This is a genomic window from Spirochaetae bacterium HGW-Spirochaetae-1, assembly GCA_002839375.1.
Taxonomy (GTDB): Bacteria; Spirochaetota; UBA4802; order UBA4802; family UBA5550; genus PGXY01.
On sequence record PGXY01000005.1, the window covers coordinates 124,334 to 145,329 of the forward strand.

Sequence of the window (20,996 nt, forward strand, 5' to 3'; positions counted from 1 at the left end):
TTCATCCCTCATCTCCTGCAGAGCATATCTTTTATTGAATCTCTTTCCCGTCTAATTTAAAGAATCCGATTATCGTACTTAAATTTTGCGCTTCTTTATTTAACAATTCAGATGTAGAGGCGAGTTCTTCCGATGCCGATGAATTGGATGTAGCCACGAATCCAAGTTGCTCTACAGTCTCGTTGAATTGTTTAATAGCCGTATCCTGTTCTTCTGAAGAAGCAGCAATATCCTGAATGAACTGTGAGGTTTTATCAATATTAGGCAATATTTCTTTAAACCGGGTACTTGCCTTATCGGCAACAGAGACACCGTTTACTGCAAGCTTGCCGATATCCTGCGCGGCAATCTGACTTTTTTCCGCCAGTTTTCTCACTTCGCCGGCTACGACAGCGAATCCTTTGCCATGCTCTCCCGCTCGTGCCGCTTCAATAGCTGCGTTAAGCGCAAGCAGATTCGTCTGATACGCTATGTCTTCGATAAGAGTGATTTTTTCCGCGATCTGCTTGATTGCCGCGACAGCTTCCAGCACTGCTTTGCCGCCTTCGCTGCTCTGTTCGGCCGTTTTTTTAGCAAGCATGCCGGTTTCTTTTGTGTTTGACGTGTTTATTAAAATACTTGCTGCAATCTCTTCAAGGGAACTTGACATCTCTTCAATGCCCGCTGCCTGTTCATTTGCTCCCTGGCTTAAATTCTGAGCTGTTGCATTTAATTCATCAGACGCGTTTGCAATCGTCGCCGTACTTTGGGAAAATGATGAAATTGTTTCCTGTAATTTTTGTGTTGTGCTGAAAAAAGCTTTTGTTAGCACTCCAAGCTCATCATTTTGTTTTGCAATAGCTTCATCAAAATCAAAATTAATAATTCCTGAAGACATTTCATTGACGCTGTGTATCACTTTATCCAGAGGATTTTTCATTGTTTTCTTGATATAAATGTTGATCACTATAAAATGAGCACAGGCAATCGGAGCAGTCCATGAAATATGCACTAAACCCATGAGTAAGATTATATAGGCGTAATACAGAAGTGTTACTCCCCAGATTAAAAATAAAATAGATATTTTTGCTATAAAAGAACCGCGGAATATTTTCCATATACCATATATGGCTATAATACTTGATATGCCAACACCAAGGCTGTATATAAGTAAAATCGACATATGTTTACCTTCTTTCTGAATTTATTTTGATAAATAACTATTGTAAACAAAGATAATTTACATCCTGGATATTGAATATATTGAAAATTATAAATATATGATATCTCGGTTTAACTTCATTGTCAATAAATAGAATAACAATATTTTTAAACATTGTGCATATATAGTTTTCCCGTAAATCATGTATCTTTGTCACACAGGAATTTCCGCCGCAAAACACGATCCGTGAAACCGAATGCGTCTTATCTGAAACCGTTCCTGGCTACTGAAGAGAAGGGACCAGGTCCCCCAGGACCGGGAGGCATATCAGAATAGGTATCCACGCTAAGAAGAAACGTACTTACAAGCAAAGCAAGAGTGACCTTTATCATTCGCCATAAAAACATTTCTTTGCCTCCATAGTGTTTGATCAAAGTAAAAACACGGCCCCCTTTAAGGGGCCGGTTTTCCCTGCAGCCGCTCTGCATTGTTCAGGGCCTTGCCCCTTAATTCTCCCGTATAACCGGCTTCCGTATATGAGTTATACGCCTTTCTGTAATAATCGCCGGCTTGTTTTCTTTTTTCCCGCTTTTCATATGCTTCGGCAATCCTGAACAGTATGTGAGCATACTGCGCGGTATTCTGAAAATGGTGAATTTCATATAGTTTTGCCGATCGCAGGTAATATGCCAGGGACGTGTCATACCGGCCCTGTGCATACAGGGCGGCCCCCATATATTCCATAACACTTGCATAGCCCATGGTCTTCTGCAGCTTAAGCCGGTCTTTTGTCTCTTTCGATTTCAGGAAATACTCCAGGGCCGTGTCGGGCTTTTTTTTCAACATGAATATGATACCCATGTTGCTCATAAGAACAGCATAGTTGTCAGTATTTCCTATTCGGAGGGTTTCCTGAATTTTCTTTGAACGCGAGTAATACATCAGCGCCCTGTCAGGCATTTTTTTTATGGAGTACGCGTTTCCCATGTTCGTCATAAGACTCGCATATCCCGAGGTGTTCTGCAGGCCCAGATTATCCTGTATTTTACTGGATTTTAAAAAGTATTCCAGTGATTTGTCCGGCTGAGATATATAATAAATATTGCCCATGCTCATCAGGAGGATTGCATAGGCTCCGGTATTCTGCCGACCAAGGGAGTCCAGTATATTCCCTGACCTGGTAAAATATTCCAGGGCTTTATGGGGCTGCTTTTTATCCAGATACACGTTTGCCATATTGGCCATGATCACCGCGTAATGACCGCTCTTTTCCAGCCCGAGGCCATACAATATTTTCATGGAACGGGAATAACTGTCCAGCGCCCTGTCCGTCTCTCCCCGGCTGTGGTACATCATGCCCATGAGCTGCATTAAAACGGCGTATTCCCTTGTATTGGTTTCTCCTTTTTCCCGGTAAAGGATATCTAGTTTTGCCAAGTAACCGAATCCCTCATCATAAAGATTGAGAACATAGCCGGCGGTGAGCCCGGCCTTTGCAAGGGCTTCAGCATAATCGGATTGAATTTTAATCGCCTCTTTGAAATAGCGTAAGGCCCCGCGGGGGTTTGTGTGCAGTATTTCAAGCCCCTTTGAGTAGCGCTCATAGGCGCGCAGATCCGGTTTTGTTGAGGATAGAATTTTATTTTTATCGTTATCACTAACATGTATCCGTTTTATATCGGCGATTTCGATTTTTTCCGTCTCTGCCACAAGGGCCAATACTATCCTGTCCTGGAGGTCAAAAATCTTTTCAATAGTGCCGTCTATTTTTACCGACCTCTCCATGCTTCCCTTCGTCACATCCACCAGATGGGCATTGACGCGTATCCTTTTCCCCAAAACCAGATAGCTCCCGGTGAAAATAATATCGGCTCCCAGGATCTTTCCCGTTTTCCTTGCCTTTTCCTCATCGACAAGACCTGTCATGCTCAATTCCAGTTCTTGTATAGCTTTTAAGCGGTCGGTTTCGGAAATGACCGTGATGTTCCTGATCTTCCAGAGGTCCGATATCACCGTATCGGTCATTCCCGGGGAAATCCATGAATATTTCTGTTCCCCCGTGTTTTTAAAGGGATGCACCAGTATGGTCATGTTCTCCGCGAAAAGCGGGCATGTGATTAAGAGAAGAATGACAGACAAAAGTGTTCCTGTCATTGCAGATATTTCAGGTTGAGATGATGTTCCCAATCGCCTGTCCCCTCTGGAAGAATTTCGAAGGACTCCCCGTTATATGCGAGCCTCACGGGTTGTCCCTTGATCAGCGGGTCCCATCCATGCCCGATGCTGAAACGTATCGCTGACGCCACCATTTCCGGTGTGGGCAGTATATCATGATGGTAGGGATCGATAAAAAGCATTTGGCCATTCTCATGGTCTTTCCTTGCAACAACTATCCAGGAGTTCCTGGTTTCCCAATCGTCGTTCAGATGCCACAGGTATAGCAGGTCATCTACATGGATTTCACGTGTGTTTTTTTGTGGAAATGTCATTGTTCCTGTTTCACAGCGGATTCATTCGTTTTATTTAAAAATACTTATCCACTGGGGACGATCAAGTTTATTTTGGAATAAATGATAAAATTCCGGACAGGCGGAAATTCTTATAATTTTCATGCGCCGAAAAACAGAAATCATGCCGATTTTTTGCGTACTCTCCCGCCCATAAATATATTGACAGACCTCCCTCCCCGTGATACCGGGATATATCAAACTCACACACCGGCAGCAAACCACAACTAAAGGAGACCCCATGAAAGAATGGTTCTACGACGAGATGCGTCAGATCGGCACCGATTACGAAAGCGAAGAGGAAGTACAGAAATACGATGAACGCATGTCACGCTTTCGCAATATTGATGCTGAAATCGTCGAGATCATGGAAGCCACGGGATTGAAGGACGAAGATACCCTGGTGGAATTCGGCTGCGGCACCGGCACCTTCGCCATTGCCTCTGCCAGGATATGTTCCCGAGTGACAGCCGTGGACATCTCTCCGGTAATGCTGGGCCATGTGAAGAACAAGGCCGCGACTGCGGGCCTCTCCAATATCAGTTTCATCAATGCCGGATTCCTGAATTACGAGCATAGCGGTGATCCCGCCGATGTTGTGGTCTCACAGCTGGCCCTCCATCACCTCCCGGACTTCTGGAAAATGGTGGCCCTGAAAAAGATCGGTTCCATGCTGAAGACCGGCGGCAGGTTTTTTCTCAGGGACATTGTCTTTTCCATCAACATGGAAAAGTACGAAAAGAGCATTGATTACGCCGTGGGCCATATGCACGAGACCGCCGGGGAGGACACGGGAAAGAATTTTATCAACCACATTAAAAGTGAATATTCAACCTTTGACTGGATCATGGAGGAGATGCTCTACCGCGCCGGTTTCGAAATCCTTATGGCAGACTATCGTGATAATTTCGTTACCGTGTATTCCTGCGTGAAGGTCCAATCCGGAAAAGAGAAAGCGGCAGTATAATTACAGGTAGGGGGACGGCCATGGGAGAATGGAAACAGACCAGTTGCGTGCTCTGCGCGCAAAACTGCGGCCTTGAGGTTTTCGTCGAGAACAACACGATAGAAAAGGTCCGGGGCGACAAGAAGAATCCCAGGAGCAAAGGCTATGTGTGCAACAAGGGGACAAACATCGCCTTTCATCATCATCACAGCGACCGTCTCACCACTCCCCTGAAAAAAACCGAACAGGGCTTCGTCCCAATTTCATGGGACCAGGCGATCTCTGAAATATCTGAAAAACTGAAAAATATTATCGGCCGGCACGGGCCGCGATCCTTTGCATACATGGGAGGAGGAGGCCAGGGAACCCATTTCGAGGCCGGCTTCGGCATGAGCTTTTTGCGCGGCCTTGGCTCCCGGTATAACTATAACGCCCTCGCCCAGGAGCTCACGGGTTATTTCTGGGTCTGCGGACGCATGATGGGCCGGCAGAACCGTTTCGCCATACCACACGAAGACGGGGCGGATATGATGCTGGCCATCGGCTGGAACGGCATGCAGAGCCACCAGGTTCCCCGTGCTCCCCTGGTGCTCCGTGAATTTGCCCAGAACCCCGACAAACTCCTGGTGGTCATCGACCCGCGCAAATCGGAAACGGCGCGGATAGCCAATATCCACCTTCCGGTGAGGCCCGGCGCCGACGCCCTGCTCTTCCGGGCCATGATCGCCCTTATCCTTGAAAAGGGCTGGGAGGACAGGGAATTTCTGAAAACAAAGGTATCCGGCTTTGACCAGGTCGAGCTCTGGTTCAGGAATTTCGACATCAGGGCAGCCCTGGAAGTCTGCCAGCTCGAATACGACGCGGTGGAGAACCTGTGCGGGCAGCTTGCAACGCGAAAATGGTGCATGCACCCCGACCTGGGCGTGTGGATGAACCGGCACAGCACAGTGACGGCCTACCTCATGATGCTCCTCTCAACTATCTGCGGCAGGTCAGGAGTCCGGGGAGGGAACGTGATCCCGGGAACGGTAGTACCCCTTGGTTCGCACAGTGATGAGCGCGACCCCAAGACCTGGCGCACCGTTCACACGGATTTTCCCGCCATCCTGGGTGCTTTTCCGCCAAACGTTATGCCCGAGGAGATAATGAACGATAATCCCGAGCGGCTCCGCGCGGTGATCACCTGCGCCAGCAATCCCCTTCGCTCCTTTGCCGATACTACGGAATATGAAAAGGCCTTTGCCAGGCTCGACCTCCTGGTTACCATTGAACTGGCCATGACGGAAACGGCGAGAATGGCTCATTACGTGCTTCCCGCCCGAAGCGGCCTGGAGTCCTGGGACTCCACCTTCTTCCAGTGGAACTATCCCGAAATCTATTTTCACCTCCGCAGGCCCGTTGTGGAGCCGGAAGGAGAAAGACAGGAGTGCGGTGAGATATTTACACGCCTGGCCGAGGGCGCGGGCCTGGTACCGGAGATCCCCGAATACCTGAAAAAAGCCGCACAGAAGGACCGCTTCGCCTTTGCCGCAGCCTTCATCTCTTACCTGAAGGCGAACCCAAAAGCCATGAAAAGCCTTCCATTTATCCTGGCGCGGACCCTGGGCGCGAAGTTCGGATCCGCCCACCTTGCCGCGGCATGGGGCATCATCTTCGCCATGCCGGGCCCTTCATGGAAAAATGCCGTGCGCGCCGGGTATCCGATCCGTCCGGCCTTTACCGTACTGTTCCGCCCTCATCATATAGCCAGGGCTATTTTTTACTGCATCAGGTACAGAAGCATCGTGCCCCTTTTCGCCCTGAGCCCGAAAATCGAACAAAGCGAAAGAATATTCCAGGAGCTTCTGGACAAACCCGAGGGGATATGGATCGGCCGGCTCGATCCCGACAGAAACCAAGACGAACTCCGCACGGAAGACGGCAGGATCAATATGTTTATTCCCGAACTCAGTGATTGGGTCATCGGGATCACTCCCGCATCAGAAGCGGCGGAACTGGCCCCGGACCCTGAATATCCCTTCATACTCAACGCGGGGCGTCATACAAACAGGGTGGCCAACACCCTCATGCGCGACCCGGAATGGGTAAGGGGCAAGCGTGCCTGTACCCTGGCAATGAACCCGGAAGACGCCGCCTCTCTCAGCCTTGCCGACGGAGACATGGCCCGTATATCAACGCATGCCGGAAGCGCCGATATAGAAGTTGAATTAACCGATGACACAAGAAAGGGACAGGTTCTTATTCCCCATGGTTTCGGTCTGATCCACGGCGGAAACACCTACGGCGTCAACGTCAACACCCTCACAAAAAACATATGGCGCGACAAACTGGCGGCGACTCCCCTGCATCGGTATGTGCCATGCCGCATCGAGAGAATATCATGAACATGATTGCCGATTATACCTACGAAGAATACCTTGACAGGATACGATCCTTTCACGGCCACCTGGCGCCGGGCATGATAATAGGCGGGTTCATGGTGGACCTTGCCATGAAAAATCTTCCCCCGGGCGAGTTATTTGACGTCATCTGTGAAACGGAAAACTGCCTTCCCGACGCGGTACAGCTTCTTACTCCCTGCACCGTGGGAAACGGGTGGCTCAAAATCATCAATGTGGGAAGATTCGCCCTTTCCTTCTATGACAAGTACACCGGAAAGGGAGTGCGGGTATACATCGACCGGGAACGCCTTGCCGCCCGGCCGGTAATTTACGAGTGGTTCATGAAGCTGAAGACGAAGAAAGAACAGGACAGCGAAGCCCTCTTCAGCCAGATAAAAGAGGCCGGGGCCTCGATCCTCGGCACGTCTCCCCTTCTCATAAGGCGGGACTTCCTGGGAAAAAAATCCTCCGGTCCTGTGGGGGCCTGTCCCTCCTGCGGCGAGCCCTATCCCCTAAACCAGGGCGGAATATGCGGCGGGATGGTGTCGCTTCTGCTCCTGGAAAAACAGACCGCGTTATACTGGTCGGATTTTATAAACATAAATACATTGACACACTTTCTGTCCCGTGATACCGGTCAATAACGGACGCGCAAATCAACAGAAACCGTTGAAAAATCACCATGAAAGAGCAATCTATGACAGTCACCCGCGGCCTCCAGCGGCGGATAAAGCAGCACATAGCGGCCCGCGACCACTCCTTCTTCGCCATTGTACAGCCCGGCTTCGAGGCCGCAGCAGCCCGCGAGCTGGCCGAGCTGGGCATCGGCCCCATGAACGAAACCGTGGAAGGCGGCCTGGAGTTCACCGGGAAACTGGAAGCGTGCTATCGGGTCAACCTCTGTTCCCGAACCATCACGCGTCTTCTCATGAGGATAGCGACATTCCGGGCGGAATACTTCGACAGGTTCCACGACAGGCTGAGGGAAATCCCCTGGGAGCTTTATCTCCGGGACAGAGCCCCTATCTCATTTCACATTACTGCCCATAAATCACGGCTGTACCACACGGGCCGCCTGGCTGAAGAAGCTAAAAAGGCAATAACTTCCCGGTTCAGCGAGTACGGCATGACGCCCTCATGGGAAACCGTTAATGATGAAGCATGGCAGACCGTACACCTGCGCCTGGACCATGACCGGTGCCAGGTAAGCCTGGACACGTCAGGCGATGAATTATACAAACGCGGACAGAAACATCACGTTACCGGGGCGCCCCTGCGGGAGACCCTGGCGGCCCTTATCCTCACCGAGGCCCGCGTGAAGGAATACAACCTGGTCATGGACCCCCTGTGCGGCTCCGGAACCTTCAGCCTGGAAGCGGCGGGCATCCTTTCAGGACAGCTCCCGGCGCCCCGCCGGCATTTCCCCTTCATGGATTGGCCGGCCTTCCGGCCCGCGGCCTACAATCACCTGAAAAAGAGCCTGCAGGCGAAACAGGTCGTGAACCCGGAAGCTCCCTTTATCTTCGCCTCGGACATCAACGACCGGGCCATGGAGGCGGCACGGAAAAATATTTCCGGTGCGGGGCTGGATGGGATAATTTCCCTGGAGAAGCGGGACTTCTTCCGTGAAATACATACGATACCGGCGGAGAAAAAGTGCCTCATCGTATTGAATCCGCCCTACGGGGAACGGCTGCGCAACGATGACGTAAGGGACTTCTATCACCGCCTGGGAAAAACGCTCCGCGAGGATTACGGCCGGTGCGGTGTGGCCGTCATAGTTCCCGGTCTCGAGCAGGAAAAGGCCCTGTCCCTTCACCAGGACAGGAAGATTCTCTTCATGAACGGCGGCATCAGAGTAGCCCTGCTGATCAGGGACGGGTTGTGAATTCCCGTCCCTGGGACTGAATCTTACTTAATCAATACTGTGTTTTTCAATGATCCAGTTGAATGTCACGAAATCGCCATTAATAATGTATTCGTTGCCTGCAAGATACACATGTCCCGCGTTATCAAAAGCGAAGGAGACATAGTCTTTATAAGTGCCGGTCTTCACAAGGGTCAGTTCTCTGGTGAATGCCAGGATGCCATCAGCAGCATATTTTTTTATCACATAGGATGTTCCATCGACCGTCTCAAAATATCCCAGAACATAGACATTATCATCGCCATCGATATACAGGTCCAGGGCAATATCCGAACCTCCGTCAACGCTCTCCGAAGTAGTATTACCAATAAGCATCGAGGCTGGATCATCATCATTCAGGTCGCTATCATATTTTCTTACAGCCCATTCCTGATAAATCGAAGTATTTTGGGAATAATAAGAACCGACCGCATATACTGCATCCGAACCATTTAGGGAAAGTGCCTTTACCTCATCGGGAAGACTGAGAATTCCGGGATAATCCAGGGCTTGTGTGCCCAGGGTCCCGTCATCTCCATTTATCCTGATGATCCACCAGTCACTGTTACTGTTCACATAGGCCGTTCCGGCAGCATAGATATCATCGTTCGCGTTTACATCCAGCGCATAGAGATAATCATGCGTGGATTTATCAAAAGTTGACAGGTACCCGGTAGCCCAAACATATGAATGCGTTTCACCGGCAAATTTCATAATTCCATAATCAACCTCATGATCCGCCGCAGTATTGTAAAAATATCCCCCAACAACAATATTACCATCATGATCAATGACAATACTTGTAGAAATATCATCTCCTGACTGGAAATTATTTTTATAGTCCCACAGCTCGGTGCCCGAAGGATCGAACTCCTTTATCCACCAGTCCATATGGGTCACCGTGGAGCCGCCCGGTTCAACATTCGTTCCATATCCCACAACATAGACATTATCTTCGGCATCAAAAGCCAGGTCACGGATCTCATCGTTGCCGCCGTTGCCGTCGAGTTTCTTTTCCCACTTGAGACTGCCCTTTGGGCTGAACTTTCGCAGCCACCAGTCCATCTTCGTGTCGTCCCCGGCCAGGTTGAATCCCGAACCGGCCAGATACACATTTCCCTCCACATCAACGGCAACTTTTTTCAGGAGGGGGAAATAAACACCGAAATCAGCTACCGGCACCGCACCTGCCGTTACCGTGGTATCCCAGGACGGGCTGTCACCGCACGCCCCCACCGTTGCGGAAACGCAAAACAAGAAAGAAAACCATACAAAAAAACGTTTCATAAAGACTCCATGTATTTATTTTATTAAACTAAACACAATAATGATAATGAACACTATCAATTTTTAACCCATTATCATTATACTATTACCTGCTAAAAGCGACATAAGGACAAGATTTTTTTTATTTTTCCACCATCCCTGTGTCCCTCTTGACCTGCGTCAAGGACAGACTCATCCCTTTCATATTATATTTCAAAGAAATGAGGAGAATAGTATGGTAACCAGAAAACTGAAGGACGCACCGGTAATGGAAAACGCCCACAACGTGGATGCCCGGAACCTCTACAACGAAGAAAGCGCCATGGTGACGATAATCACCCTGAGGCCCGGCCAGTCCCTGAAGCGTCACATAACACCCGTTGACGTGGCCTTTTATGTTCTGAGCGGTACAGGGATCGTGGAAGTCGGCGATGAGAGGGAAGCGGTGAGTGCCAACACCCTGATAGAAAGCCCGAAGGACATCATGCACTGCTGGTACAATGAAAGCGGCGAGGACCTCCGCTTCATGGTCATCAAGGCGCCGAGACCGGCGAAGAAAACCGTTTTTGTGGCGGGATAAAATTTGTTAAATTTTTCCCTGGCTAACCAGCCGGGCGAAGTTTTCAAAAGAACGGTCATAGGTTCTCTCGGCGTCGGCCGGGAAGAAGCAGGCTGGGAGCTGCCTGGACCGGAGATGGTATGCCACACAGTCACAGCATATCCCCTTGCGGGAGCAGGGTTCATAGGAACAATTACAGTTCTTCAGGTTTGTTTCTTTTTTACATTCCATTCATCATACCTCAGGCGCGTTATCGCGGTCCCACAAGCTTATCCATGTTCAGTATATCGCGCAGGGCTAAATGGGAGTTGTGTACGTTTTCGGCGAGAAAATTATAGTTGAGCGTATCAGGCGTATCACCCGGTGTATGGTAATTCTTGTTCCGGTAGTATCCCGAGTCGGAAAGCATAATGGCGGGATATCCCCGGGCAACAAAGGATCGGTGGTCCGAGAGGTCCATGCCCGGAATTGAGGCAGGTCCCACTATATCATATATCTTTCGTTTGGCGGCGGCATTATAGACATCCTTCCAGAGACTGACATAGGGTGAGCTCGAGGGAAGAGAAAAGACTCCCAGGTAATCCCCGAAAGGGGGTTTGTTCCTCTTCATTTCCTCCAGGGGAAATTCCTGGGGACATTTTTTACTGCCGAAGCCGATCATCTCCAGGCATATCATGAGCTCGATATTCTCATTTCTCTTTTTACATCCCGCCGAATACTGCATGCTCCCCATGAGTTCCGAGCTGAAAAAAGGCGGCTCTTCAAGGGTAAAAGCCACGAAGCGCACGGTTTTCTTGTAACGGTACGGCGAAAGCAGCCGGTAGAGTTCCAGAAGACCGGCGATGGCCGAGGCATTGTCATCGGCACCGGGAGAATCTTCTATCGTATCGTAATGGGCACCAACAACGATAATATCATCGGGCCTGTCATAACCCGTGATCTCCACGGCCACATTGGCCACTTCCATGCCGTTGGCCGTGTATTTTTCGTCCCAGGGCTCATGACCGAATTCCCTGAAATAATCTTTAATGTAATACCTGGCATGGTTGAGATGGTCATATTGCCGCAGCGTCCGCTCGCCCAGTTCGCCGGCGAGAAAATATACATGATCCATAACATTGGCCACGAGCTCACGGCGGACCTTCTTGTTTTCCGTTAATAAAACTGATGCAAACATAGGATTACCCTGATTAAATTCTGTATGTACGTACCTGTAACCGGTGTGCACATTATCATAAAGTAAAGTATTATTAATCAAGAAATTAATTCCGACGGGCATATTTATTGCCTAAATACGAAATTCCTCGACTCCACAAACCACCCTTTTTGCTTGACAGTATCCCGCACGTATAAATATATCATTTCCGGATTTAATTTTCCTGAATAGGGTACGGACCGGTTAAATCCTTGACTAAAATGATGTTTCATGATAGAAAATCACTATACATGATATAGAAAACTGACAGAGCTGAGGCACTACAATGGAAATTTTTGATGGTTTCATATCGGCCGTGGCAAGCGAATTCAAAATACGCTTTCACAAGGACAACCAGGGCAACTATACTACGAACATCGAATTCGATAATAACCGCTCACAGGAAATTCTTATCACCCTCACCAGGGATGAGTCGGGCGACCGTATTATCAATTACTACTCAATAATCGGAAAACTTAAAAATGACCTGTGCGAACTTTATAAATACTGTCTTCAGCAGAACACCACGTTTGATTACGGCGGGATAGCGCTGCTTAACGATACGCTCATTCTCAGGAACACCGTCCTGCTTCAGGACTGCGATCCTCACCGCTTCATGAAGTCCCTCACCTACATAGCGGCAAAAGCCGATGAACTGGAGGAGCTTTTCATCAAGGACAATATTTATTGAACGGCGAATGTCCTGTATAAATAGGACAGCTTTTCCGTGATCATCCTGTTGTAAGACCTGTTCCTCGGCTCAACGGGCTTCATTCTCCATGCGGGGCTCACCGCTAAGAGCGCGTCGTAGAGCTGCCACTTGTACTGAAACTCCATCCCTTCAAGAGTCTTAAGGGTCTTCATACGTTCCGACCTGAGCCAGTTGTTTTCCAGTTCCCTGTCCAGGAGCGCGAGGTTCACCCGCATGGGATGGACCTCGGAAAAACCGATGATCCGATCGATTACCCCCTGTTCCAGGCCCATGTCACTTTCCTTAAGCCTTTCGCTGAACGATACGGCGTCATCAAACTCGACATTGACTAAAAGATCAATGGCAGGCACGTATACGTTCTCTTCATGCAGTTTTACCGCCACCTCTGGTGTTATGCGGTAGCTAACGGGATTATACACCACCATATTGAACACATTCTGTATAAAAAAAAGCGAGATAAAACTCAGGAGACAGGCTATTATCGGTGTGGTAACCCATCCCGACGCTATTTTCCCCACGAGTCGGAAGTTGATACCCCTCCCGCCCTGGACTATGCCAATTCCCAGCACGGCACCCACCACGGCCTGAGAGCTCGATACAGGCACCAGGGGAAAGCTGGGGAGATTATAGGCGATAAGCCAGGACTCAAGGGCTTCCGACGCGAAGATGAAGAGCACCAGGCTCGTGGACAGCACCACCACCAGGGCGGCAATGGGGCTCAGTCTTACGATACCACTCCCCACGGTTTTCATCACCCTGTATGAATACGAGGCCACGCCGGCAGCAATGGCTATTCCTCCCAGGATGAAGAGCTGATCTCCCGGAGAAAGACGGACCAGTAATAAATTCAGCGGCCTGAAGGGAGACACGGAGAGAAAGACGCCCATGACATTGGCGATATTATTGGCCCCCAGTGAATAGGAGCCGAAGGCACCGGCGACGATAAAAGCAATCCTGGTATATATGTCCAGTTTCAGCATGTGCATCTTTGACCGGTTCAGCATCCATTTTACGGCTAGATATATCACAATGGAGAAAAGGGCCGCCAGGACCGGAGAGGCTATCCAGGTTATGACAATGCCGCGCAGCGATCCCATGTCCGTCAGGGAACGGGAAAAAAAGTTCCAGCCTATGATGGACCCCACTATGGCCTGCGAGGTCGATACGGGAAGCTGAAGCCTGGTCATCCAGAACACCGTGACTGCGGCGGCCAGGGCAACCATGAAGGCCCCGGCAATCTCATTCACGCTGCCCAGGCGGTCCAGTGTGCCGGCGGCGCCGGCTCCCGATATTCCCGCCCCCAGGATGATGAATATGCTGCCGATTATAGCGGCCGTTCGGAACTTCAGCATCTTGGAACCCACAGCTGACCCGAATACATTGGCCGCGTCATTGGCGCCAAGGGACCAGCCAAGGAAAATACCACTGGATAAATAAAGAAGGAAAGCCACTATACTACCCTTTTAATCGTCGCTATGTTAAGCCGGTCCGCCACCTGCAGCGCCTCATCGGCCAGGTTGTCGATGCGCCTTATGAAACCGCCGAGCTGAGTCTTGCAGGCCAGTTCAATATCCATGGCAAAAAGATCGCGCTTGATTTTTTCCGTCTGCGTATCGGCCTCACGCTCATAAAACTTCACCAGGTGCAGATGGTCCTTCACGGCATTGATGTCATAAAAATAGGCGCGCACCGCGTAGACCAGGGATTCCACGGCCTTGTTCACGGGCTCCGCCAGCTCCAACATTCCTTTCCCGATATTTTCCGGCACCCAGGGTCTTTCGATGGAAAATTCCAGCATGGTGGACTTGGCACTGTCGGCAATATAATCCATGTTCTCCAGGAGGCCCAGAACATCACCGCGCGATTCCGGAATGAGGGTCTGTTCATAGAGCTGGCTCTCAATGTCCTTGCGCACGGCATCGGCCTGATTTTCTATCTGCTTCAAGGATATGAAACGGTTTTCGAACTCATCGTACCGTTTCTCCAGGTAGAGTTTCAGGGCCAGTTTAAAGAGCAGGCTCGATTGGGCCGTCAGATCTATGAACTGGTCTATTTTTCGAATGAGTTCGTTGGTCCGGTTAAAAAGCGTATGCATGGTGTCGCCCTTACCTTTTTGATGACTGTTAAAAACAGATTGTATATAGATGTTGAGGGGCGGTATATATACGTAGGGGCGGGTTTCAAACCCGCCCCTACGTATATATACCGCCCTTTATCATATTATTCTTTTGTCATATAGCTTTCAGCGTACCGGTCATGACCCTGTACCTCGTTGAGAAGTTTCAGGGCCTTGTCCTTCGATGACAGGGGCCCGATCCTGACACGAAAATACTGCCTTCCGTTAACCTTTGTTCCGTCCATGAAGGCGTCATACTGCAGCTTCTTCAGACTGCTTACCTCTCCCTGGGCTTTACTTTTTTTATCATAGGACGCCACCTGAATGACATATCCATGCCCTCCCCTTTCGGACTGGATTTCATCATTGGCCACGGGGACAATGGTGCTCTTCTTTTTCTTCGAGGCGGTGGTTTTATTCCTGTCGGTCTTATTCATTTTTTTCACCACTGCCTTATGCTTATCCGATTTTTTCGCTTTCTCCTTCGGTGGATCAATGACGGCATGGTCCGAACGGCCCACCTGCTTATCATCCCTGGCGGGTTGAATAATCTCATTTATATTATCCGTAGTGAGAATATCGCCATTGCCACGGTTCTCCGTGGCCACGAGGCTGTTATCCCCTTTTTTGTCCTTGCCATCGGTCTTTTCCAGCTCGGCAATGGCGCTGTCTATGGGACCGGGATTCATCTCACTGTGCGGTGGGTTGGGGATATTCTGGTCCGTCAGCCCGGGCACCCTCTGGTCATTAAAAAGCATATCGCTCTGGGAGAGTTTCTCCCCCTCATTTCCGCCATCCTTGATGAAATTCATGCCAAGGAGAAAGGAGATGACGATTAATCCCGTTATCACCGAAGCGAGAATCACGATGCGGGGCGTATCAAGGTGGAGCAGATACATGCTTTTTTCCCTTACTCTCTCGTTATTTGATTCAAAATGTTCCATATTTCCACAACCTGCCTTTTGGTATTTTCCATAGAGCCCGAATTATCTATTATATAATCGGCCATTTTCATTTTTTCTTTTAGCGGAATTTGATGACTCAGGCGGTCCCGTATCTCGCTTTCGGTGATTGCATCCCGTTTCATACCCCTGTCTATGACCTGAATCGGGTCGGCAAAAACAACGATATTCTTGTCCATTTTTTCATTAAAACCGGTCTCAAAGAGAAGCGGCGTATTTATCATATAAATATGGTTCGATTCGGATTCCTCAAGTACGGTTTTGAGAATAAGGGGATGGGTGATGCTATTGAGGCGCCGCACCTTCTCCTCATACTTAAATATCTCCATGGCAAACTCCCTTCTTTTCAGCGTACCGTTCTCATGAAGCCAGGAGTCGCCGAATTCACTGACGATGGCCGCAAGCCCGTCGGTTCCCGGCTCTACAATATTTCGGGCGATGATATCAGTATCAATGACCCGGGCACCCAGTTCCTGGAACATACTGCAGACCGTTCCCTTACCCGATGCGAAAATTCCTGTTACACCGATTCGCATATATCCTTGCCTCCTTTCGGCATGTCATTTCAACAGATCCCGGAGTTTTGTGATAGCCCTTTCGCGCCGGGTATCACGCCCTTCCCCGAGGGAATGCCTCATCACCTCGTCAAAGACATCCCTGTCCCCGAGCAGTGACAAGATGCGCTCACGGGACAGGAGGGAATCCAGTCCCGGCAATCGGCCCGCGGCCCTTTCCGCCAGGGCGGATTTATCCACGGCTGGAGGACATTCCCCGAGAAAATCCTCCATATCAGCATCAGCGGCTCCCCGCAGTCCGATGCGGGAGCCATGGAGCCTGTATATCCTGCCTTTACCGGCCCGGACAATATAATCCTCAAGCCTATCCCTATAATGAATGAAGGCCTTGCGGCTGAATATCCCGTCATGCCGGAATCCCCGGCTCGATTTCATGACATAGTTGAAGTTGGCCGTTTCCACGGGAGACAACCTGTTCTGAAAATAACGGGTGTAGCGGCGCTGATAGGCTGTGCCACGGGCATATATATCATAATTGATAAAGGAAAAATCAAATCCTGCCAGCGCTATGGTGGAAAATCCCATGGAAACGGCAAGACACAACGCGTCACCGGCCACGGACCCCGTTCCCGAATCAACGGACCCCACAACGCCGGGATGCAGTTCCTCCAGGACCTGGCTCAGGGGATGACTGTTCAGGGAAAGCCAGGTCCGGCGGCATTTAATGCGCGTCAGCACCAGGGGATTGGACGACACTGAAACGACAAAAAGGACATCAGGAACCGAAACATCCTGAAAATGCTCGGCGATATAGGGCTGCGGATCGATGCTGATGCATATGTCGGGAACAATACGGGCCTGCTGGAGCACCGGCAGGGCCGAGTCCACGGCGATAATAAAAAAACGACCGGCATGCTCTCTTATTCGATCCAGGCTCTTCTCCAGGGAAGGGCCGGGCGTTACAATGAGAACGGGCATTCCTGCGCAAAGCCCGAAGAGGGACCTGACGGGAAAGAATCCCTCCATGTGTCCCAGCATCTTTATTATATTCCGCATGAAAAGAGGACCGAAGGCCCGTACCGTGGCGCCGCTGCCGGCCTTCCTGTTTATCATGGACTGTATAGCCGATCGGACCCCCGTATAGTATTCGGGGAATATCCTCATGGATGCGGGATGTTCCACGACCCTGATCCCCCGTATCTCGCTAAAATCAATGAGGCTGTCCAGGATAGCCTGCAATTCATGGATGTCCTTTCCCAGGATGAAATGGACATTCCGTGATCCGGTCAGAAAAACGGTAAGGTTATCCCGGGCCACATGCTCCTCCAGGCCCGTAAGAAAATCGATGCACAGGATAAGCCTGTACCGGGAAAGATGTTTTTTCAGCGGCACCAGGTGATATCCCAGTCCTGTTCCCAGGACAATGAGAATATCATGGACACCGGGCTCCAGTTCCTTTTCAAGGGACGCGGCCTCCCGCGACGGATACATTTTACTGTGCAGAGGCCAGGTGCCTTTTTCATCGATTACGATAAGAGTCTGGTGGTCTTCCCTGCTCTCTATCAGCTGATATGTAATATTTTCCCCCATCATCAATCACATTATCGACGAAAGAGGTAAATCACGGAAGAATACGCCCATGATCCGGATAAAAAATCCACTCCTGCGAAAAAAATACCCTGTAGAATGAACTGGTATCGAGAAAATTAAGAATTCATTATTTTTTTAGAAACTTCTAAATAAATTAGTTGACTCTAATATTATTGCTGATTTCACATTTCCCTGATACGCAGTATATTATTAGATAACAAGGATAACAGGCTTTACCATGACACTGGCTGATCTGAAAAATGGTGAAAAGGGAACAATAACGAAAGTCCTGGGACGCGGCGCCTTCAGGAAACGAATCATTGAAATGGGCTTTGTCAGGGGAAAAGAAGTAGAAGTCATTAAAAACGCCCCACTGAAAGACCCCATTGAGTACCGCATCATGGGCTACAATGTATCCCTGAGAAGAAACGAGGCCCGTCTCATCGAAGTATACAGCCAAAAAAAACAGGAACCCCTTCCAAGCAGTCACACCGTGGAAGAAAATTCCAAAATACCGACAGAGCCCAATCCCCATGAGCGTCCGCGATGGGGAAGGCTCATCAACATGATACGGAACGGCGGAGGCAGGCATTATACCGACGAAGCTCCCGACGGCCCGCACACCTTCCGGGGAATTGAAAGGCACCGCAGGTGGAGGGGCCGCCGCTTTAACAGGCTCCACCCTGGCGAGGCTCCGGACCGGGATCTGAATAAAAATGCGCTGCAGAAAATCCGGACGATAAACATTGCCCTCGTGGGAAATCCCAACTGCGGCAAGACAACTCTTTTCAATTATCTCTCGGGGTCCCGTGAAAAGGTGGGTAATTACGGCGGGGTGACCGTGGAGGCCAAGAAGGCGCAGTTCAGGGTGCACTCATATCACTTCAACGTTATCGATCTTCCCGGCACCTATTCCATCACGGAATACACGCCCGAGGAGCTCTTTGTCCGCAATTATATATTCGATGAAAAACCCGATGTGGTAATCAATGTCATCGACTCGTCAAATCTCGAACGGAACCTGTATCTCACCACGCAGCTCATAGACATGGATATTAAAGTCGTCGTGGCCCTTAACATGTTTGACGAGCTGGAGGGGAAAGGTGACACCTTCGATTATGAAACCCTGGGAAGGATGATAGGCATTCCCTTTGTCCGGACCGTAAGTACACGGGGCGACGGTGTCGATGATCTCATTAAAAAGGCCATAGACGTATATGAAGACCGAGACAAAACCGTACGGCACATCCACATCAATTACGGAACCGAAATAGAGAGATCCATCACAGCCATCCAGGACAGAATAAAAATCGAGGAAAACTTTCCTCTGACCGATATCATATCCTCGCGTTTCCTCGCCATCAAACTCCTGGAAAAGGACAAACCCTCGGAAGAGAAAATTTTCCGGCACTGCGCAAACCGCACGGAGATATTCCACGAGACCGCGGCGGAGATCATGCGCCTCGAACAGCTCATAAAAGAGGACAGTGAATCCATCATATCCGACGCAAAATACGCCTTCATCGCCGGCGCGCTGAAGGAGACCTTCAGGCCGGCCCGGCGTCCGCGCATGACCGGCAGTGAAAAAATAGATTATATCGTTACACACAGTCTCTTCGGCATTCCTCTTTTCATATTCTTCATGTGGCTCACATTCCAGATGACCTTCACCCTGGGTGATTACCCCATGGCATGGATAGATACAGCCATGGGACTGCTCTCGGCCTTCGTGTCCCATACCATGCCGGCCGGCCCGCTGAAGTCACTCATCGTGGACGGTATCCTTGCCGGCATCGGTGGTGTTATCATCTTTCTCCCCAATATTCTGATTCTCTTCTTCATGATCTCCTTCATGGAGGACACGGGCTACATGGCCAGGGCCGCCTTCATTATGGACAAGGTGATGCACCGGATCGGGCTGCACGGCAAATCCTTCATTCCCATGCTCATGGGATTCGGATGTAACGTACCGGCCATCATGGCCACTCGCACCATCGAAAGCAGGAACGACCGGCTCCTGACCATGATCATCATACCCTTCATGTCATGCAGCGCCCGGCTGCCCGTATACGTCCTTTTCATCAGCGCCTTTTTTTCCGAAAACAAGGGAAGCATGCTCTTCCTCATATACGCCATAGGCATCCTCACCGCGGCGCTGTCGGGCATACTGCTGAAGAAATCCCTTTTTAAAAGCAGTGATATCCCCTTTGTCATGGAACTTCCTCCTTACCGGATGCCGAAACTACGGACCATCACCAGGCACATGTGGGAGAAGGGAGCGGAATACCTGAAAAAAATCGGGGGCATCATCCTTGTGGCCTCCATTATCATATGGGCCCTGGGCAACTATCCCCTTGATCCAAAGCTGTCCCGCGATTACGAAAAAGAAATTTTTCAGACCGGCGAACGCTACGATGTCATGATCACGGCAGCGCAAAAAAAGGCTGTGAATAACAACAGAACCTTCACCGCGCAGAATCTCCTGCGGGAAAAGGGCGAGAGGATAAATTTGCTAAAATACGATCGTGAGAGCGAGCGGCTTTCCCTGTCATACATAGGCCGCATAGGGCACCTGGTGGAACCCGTCATGCGCCCCCTGGGATTCGACTGGAAAATGAGCGTCAGCATCATGACGGGCCTGGCGGCCAAGGAGGTCGTCGTGGGCACCATGGGCGTGCTCTACCATGCCGGGGGCAGCGACAGCAAGGAGACCAGCACGCTGATAAACAACCTGCGCAATGCCGACAACCACCGTGAAGGCCGGGATCGCGAGGCGGCCCTTACCCCTCTCTCGGCATTCACGTTCGTGCTCTTCATCCTGCTCTATTTCCCCTGCGTGGCCGTACTCGCCACAATCCGCCGTGAATCGGGGACCTGGCGCTGGGCCCTCTTCTCAGCCCTCTATTCCACAACCGTGGCCTGGCTCATTTCATTCATGGTTTACCAGGCGGGAAAATACCTCATAGGGATTTTATGATGATTCAGAACATAACAACAATTATAATTATTGCTCTTGCGGCGCTCTATGCCCTGTGGAAATTGATACGCTTTGTAAGGAGGCCCGATGAAAGCGCCTGCACGCCGGAGAAATGCTCCACGTGCACCATGAAGGGGCCCGGCTGTGAGGAAAAAATAACAGCTACCAAAGATAGAGGATAATACTGCCGCTGACAGGGTAAACATTTTACTCTTTTTTGTAC

General features: G+C 50.0%; 19 protein-coding genes and 1 pseudogene. 8 read left to right on the plus strand and 12 right to left on the minus strand.

Translation table 11 applies throughout. From position 1 onward, the window contains the following. Window positions 1-31: 31 nt before the first annotated feature. The 4 genes from CVV44_10900 to CVV44_10915 all read right to left on the minus strand — a co-directional run bounded on the left by CVV44_10900 (window position 32) and on the right by CVV44_10915 (window position 3,849). Window positions 32-1,162, minus strand: coding sequence for a hypothetical protein (locus CVV44_10900; GenBank protein ID PKL38387.1), 1,131 nt, complete (start codon window positions 1,160-1,162; stop codon window positions 32-34). Between the two features lie 432 nt (window positions 1,163-1,594). Next, window positions 1,595-3,295, minus strand: coding sequence for a hypothetical protein (locus tag CVV44_10905; GenBank protein ID PKL38388.1), 1,701 nt, complete (start codon window positions 3,293-3,295; stop codon window positions 1,595-1,597). Next, window positions 3,292-3,630 carry a hypothetical protein gene (locus CVV44_10910; protein PKL38389.1) on the minus strand — a complete coding sequence of 113 codons (339 nt, stop codon included), beginning with the start codon at window positions 3,628-3,630 and terminating at the stop codon, window positions 3,292-3,294. The genes CVV44_10905 and CVV44_10910 overlap by 4 nt, the downstream gene beginning before the upstream one ends. 30 nt (window positions 3,631-3,660) lie before the next feature. Further along, window positions 3,661-3,849 carry a hypothetical protein gene (locus tag CVV44_10915; protein PKL38390.1) on the minus strand — a complete coding sequence of 63 codons (189 nt, stop codon included), beginning with the start codon at window positions 3,847-3,849 and terminating at the stop codon, window positions 3,661-3,663. Between the two features lie 40 nt (window positions 3,850-3,889). On the opposite strand from CVV44_10915, the gene CVV44_10920 reads away from it, so the two are divergent. The 4 genes from CVV44_10920 to CVV44_10935 are packed head-to-tail and all read left to right on the plus strand — an operon-like array spanning window position 3,890 to window position 8,863. Then, window positions 3,890-4,615 carry a class I SAM-dependent methyltransferase gene (locus tag CVV44_10920; protein ID PKL38391.1) on the plus strand — a complete coding sequence of 242 codons (726 nt, stop codon included), beginning with the start codon at window positions 3,890-3,892 and terminating at the stop codon, window positions 4,613-4,615. A gap of 20 nt (window positions 4,616-4,635) precedes the next feature. After that, complete coding sequence (locus tag CVV44_10925) at window positions 4,636-6,978, plus strand: molybdopterin dinucleotide-binding protein (GenBank protein PKL38392.1); 2,343 nt, start codon at window positions 4,636-4,638, stop codon at window positions 6,976-6,978. After that, entirely contained in the window at window positions 6,975-7,619 is a 645-nt protein-coding gene (locus CVV44_10930; protein PKL38393.1) for a tRNA CCA-pyrophosphorylase, read from the plus strand. The genes CVV44_10925 and CVV44_10930 overlap by 4 nt, the downstream gene beginning before the upstream one ends. A gap of 38 nt (window positions 7,620-7,657) precedes the next feature. Continuing rightward, a complete protein-coding gene (locus CVV44_10935; GenBank protein PKL38394.1) occupies window positions 7,658-8,863 on the plus strand; it encodes a hypothetical protein in 1,206 nt (401 codons plus the stop codon). A gap of 27 nt (window positions 8,864-8,890) precedes the next feature. Here the strand turns inward: CVV44_10935 and CVV44_10940 are convergent, their stop codons facing one another. Continuing rightward, a complete protein-coding gene (locus CVV44_10940; GenBank protein ID PKL38395.1) occupies window positions 8,891-10,168 on the minus strand; it encodes a hypothetical protein in 1,278 nt (425 codons plus the stop codon). A gap of 214 nt (window positions 10,169-10,382) precedes the next feature. Here CVV44_10940 and CVV44_10945 point away from each other — a divergent pair, with 214 nt between their 5' ends. Then, entirely contained in the window at window positions 10,383-10,727 is a 345-nt protein-coding gene (locus CVV44_10945; protein ID PKL38396.1) for a cupin domain-containing protein, read from the plus strand. 6 nt (window positions 10,728-10,733) lie between these two features. On the opposite strand, the gene CVV44_10950 is transcribed toward CVV44_10945, so the two are convergent. Then, window positions 10,734-10,937 (minus strand): cytosolic protein, encoded by a 204-nt coding sequence (locus CVV44_10950; protein PKL38397.1) that lies wholly within the window; start codon window positions 10,935-10,937, stop codon window positions 10,734-10,736. Window positions 10,938-10,956: 19 nt separating this feature from the next. Continuing rightward, entirely contained in the window at window positions 10,957-11,985 is a 1,029-nt protein-coding gene (locus CVV44_10955) for a hypothetical protein (protein ID PKL38398.1), read from the minus strand. Between the two features lie 202 nt (window positions 11,986-12,187). On the opposite strand from CVV44_10955, the gene CVV44_10960 reads away from it, so the two are divergent. Next, window positions 12,188-12,592, plus strand: coding sequence for a hypothetical protein (locus CVV44_10960; GenBank protein ID PKL38399.1), 405 nt, complete (start codon window positions 12,188-12,190; stop codon window positions 12,590-12,592). On the opposite strand, the gene CVV44_10965 is transcribed toward CVV44_10960, so the two are convergent. The 5 genes from CVV44_10965 to CVV44_10985 form a co-directional block, all read right to left on the minus strand. Further along, the gene (locus tag CVV44_10965) at window positions 12,586-14,067 is read right to left on the minus strand and encodes an inorganic phosphate transporter (protein ID PKL38400.1); all 1,482 of its coding nucleotides are present in this window, start codon (window positions 14,065-14,067) and stop codon (window positions 12,586-12,588) included. The two genes, CVV44_10960 and CVV44_10965, sit on opposite strands and share 7 nt — an antisense overlap. Beyond that, window positions 14,064-14,708 carry a DUF47 domain-containing protein gene (locus tag CVV44_10970; GenBank protein ID PKL38401.1) on the minus strand — a complete coding sequence of 215 codons (645 nt, stop codon included), beginning with the start codon at window positions 14,706-14,708 and terminating at the stop codon, window positions 14,064-14,066. Before CVV44_10970 ends, CVV44_10965 begins: the two co-directional genes overlap by 4 nt. A gap of 125 nt (window positions 14,709-14,833) precedes the next feature. Beyond that, window positions 14,834-15,673: a hypothetical protein gene (locus CVV44_10975; GenBank protein ID PKL38402.1), complete on the minus strand. Its 840-nt coding sequence runs from the start codon at window positions 15,671-15,673 to the stop codon at window positions 14,834-14,836. Continuing rightward, window positions 15,640-16,227 (minus strand): dephospho-CoA kinase, encoded by a 588-nt coding sequence (locus CVV44_10980; GenBank protein PKL38403.1) that lies wholly within the window; start codon window positions 16,225-16,227, stop codon window positions 15,640-15,642. Before CVV44_10980 ends, CVV44_10975 begins: the two co-directional genes overlap by 34 nt. 24 nt (window positions 16,228-16,251) lie before the next feature. After that, window positions 16,252-17,799, minus strand: a complete 1,548-nt coding sequence (locus CVV44_10985) for a hypothetical protein (GenBank protein PKL38404.1) — start codon at window positions 17,797-17,799, stop codon at window positions 16,252-16,254. A 235-nt stretch (window positions 17,800-18,034) separates the two neighbouring features. On the opposite strand from CVV44_10985, the pseudogene CVV44_10990 reads away from it, so the two are divergent. Then, window positions 18,035-18,268 (plus strand): annotated as a pseudogene (locus CVV44_10990) (hypothetical protein). Window positions 18,269-20,772: 2,504 nt separating this feature from the next. Next, on the plus strand, window positions 20,773-20,955 hold the full coding sequence (locus tag CVV44_10995) for a hypothetical protein (GenBank protein ID PKL38405.1): 183 nt from the start codon (window positions 20,773-20,775) through the stop codon (window positions 20,953-20,955). The last annotated feature ends 41 nt before the right edge of the window (window positions 20,956-20,996 follow it).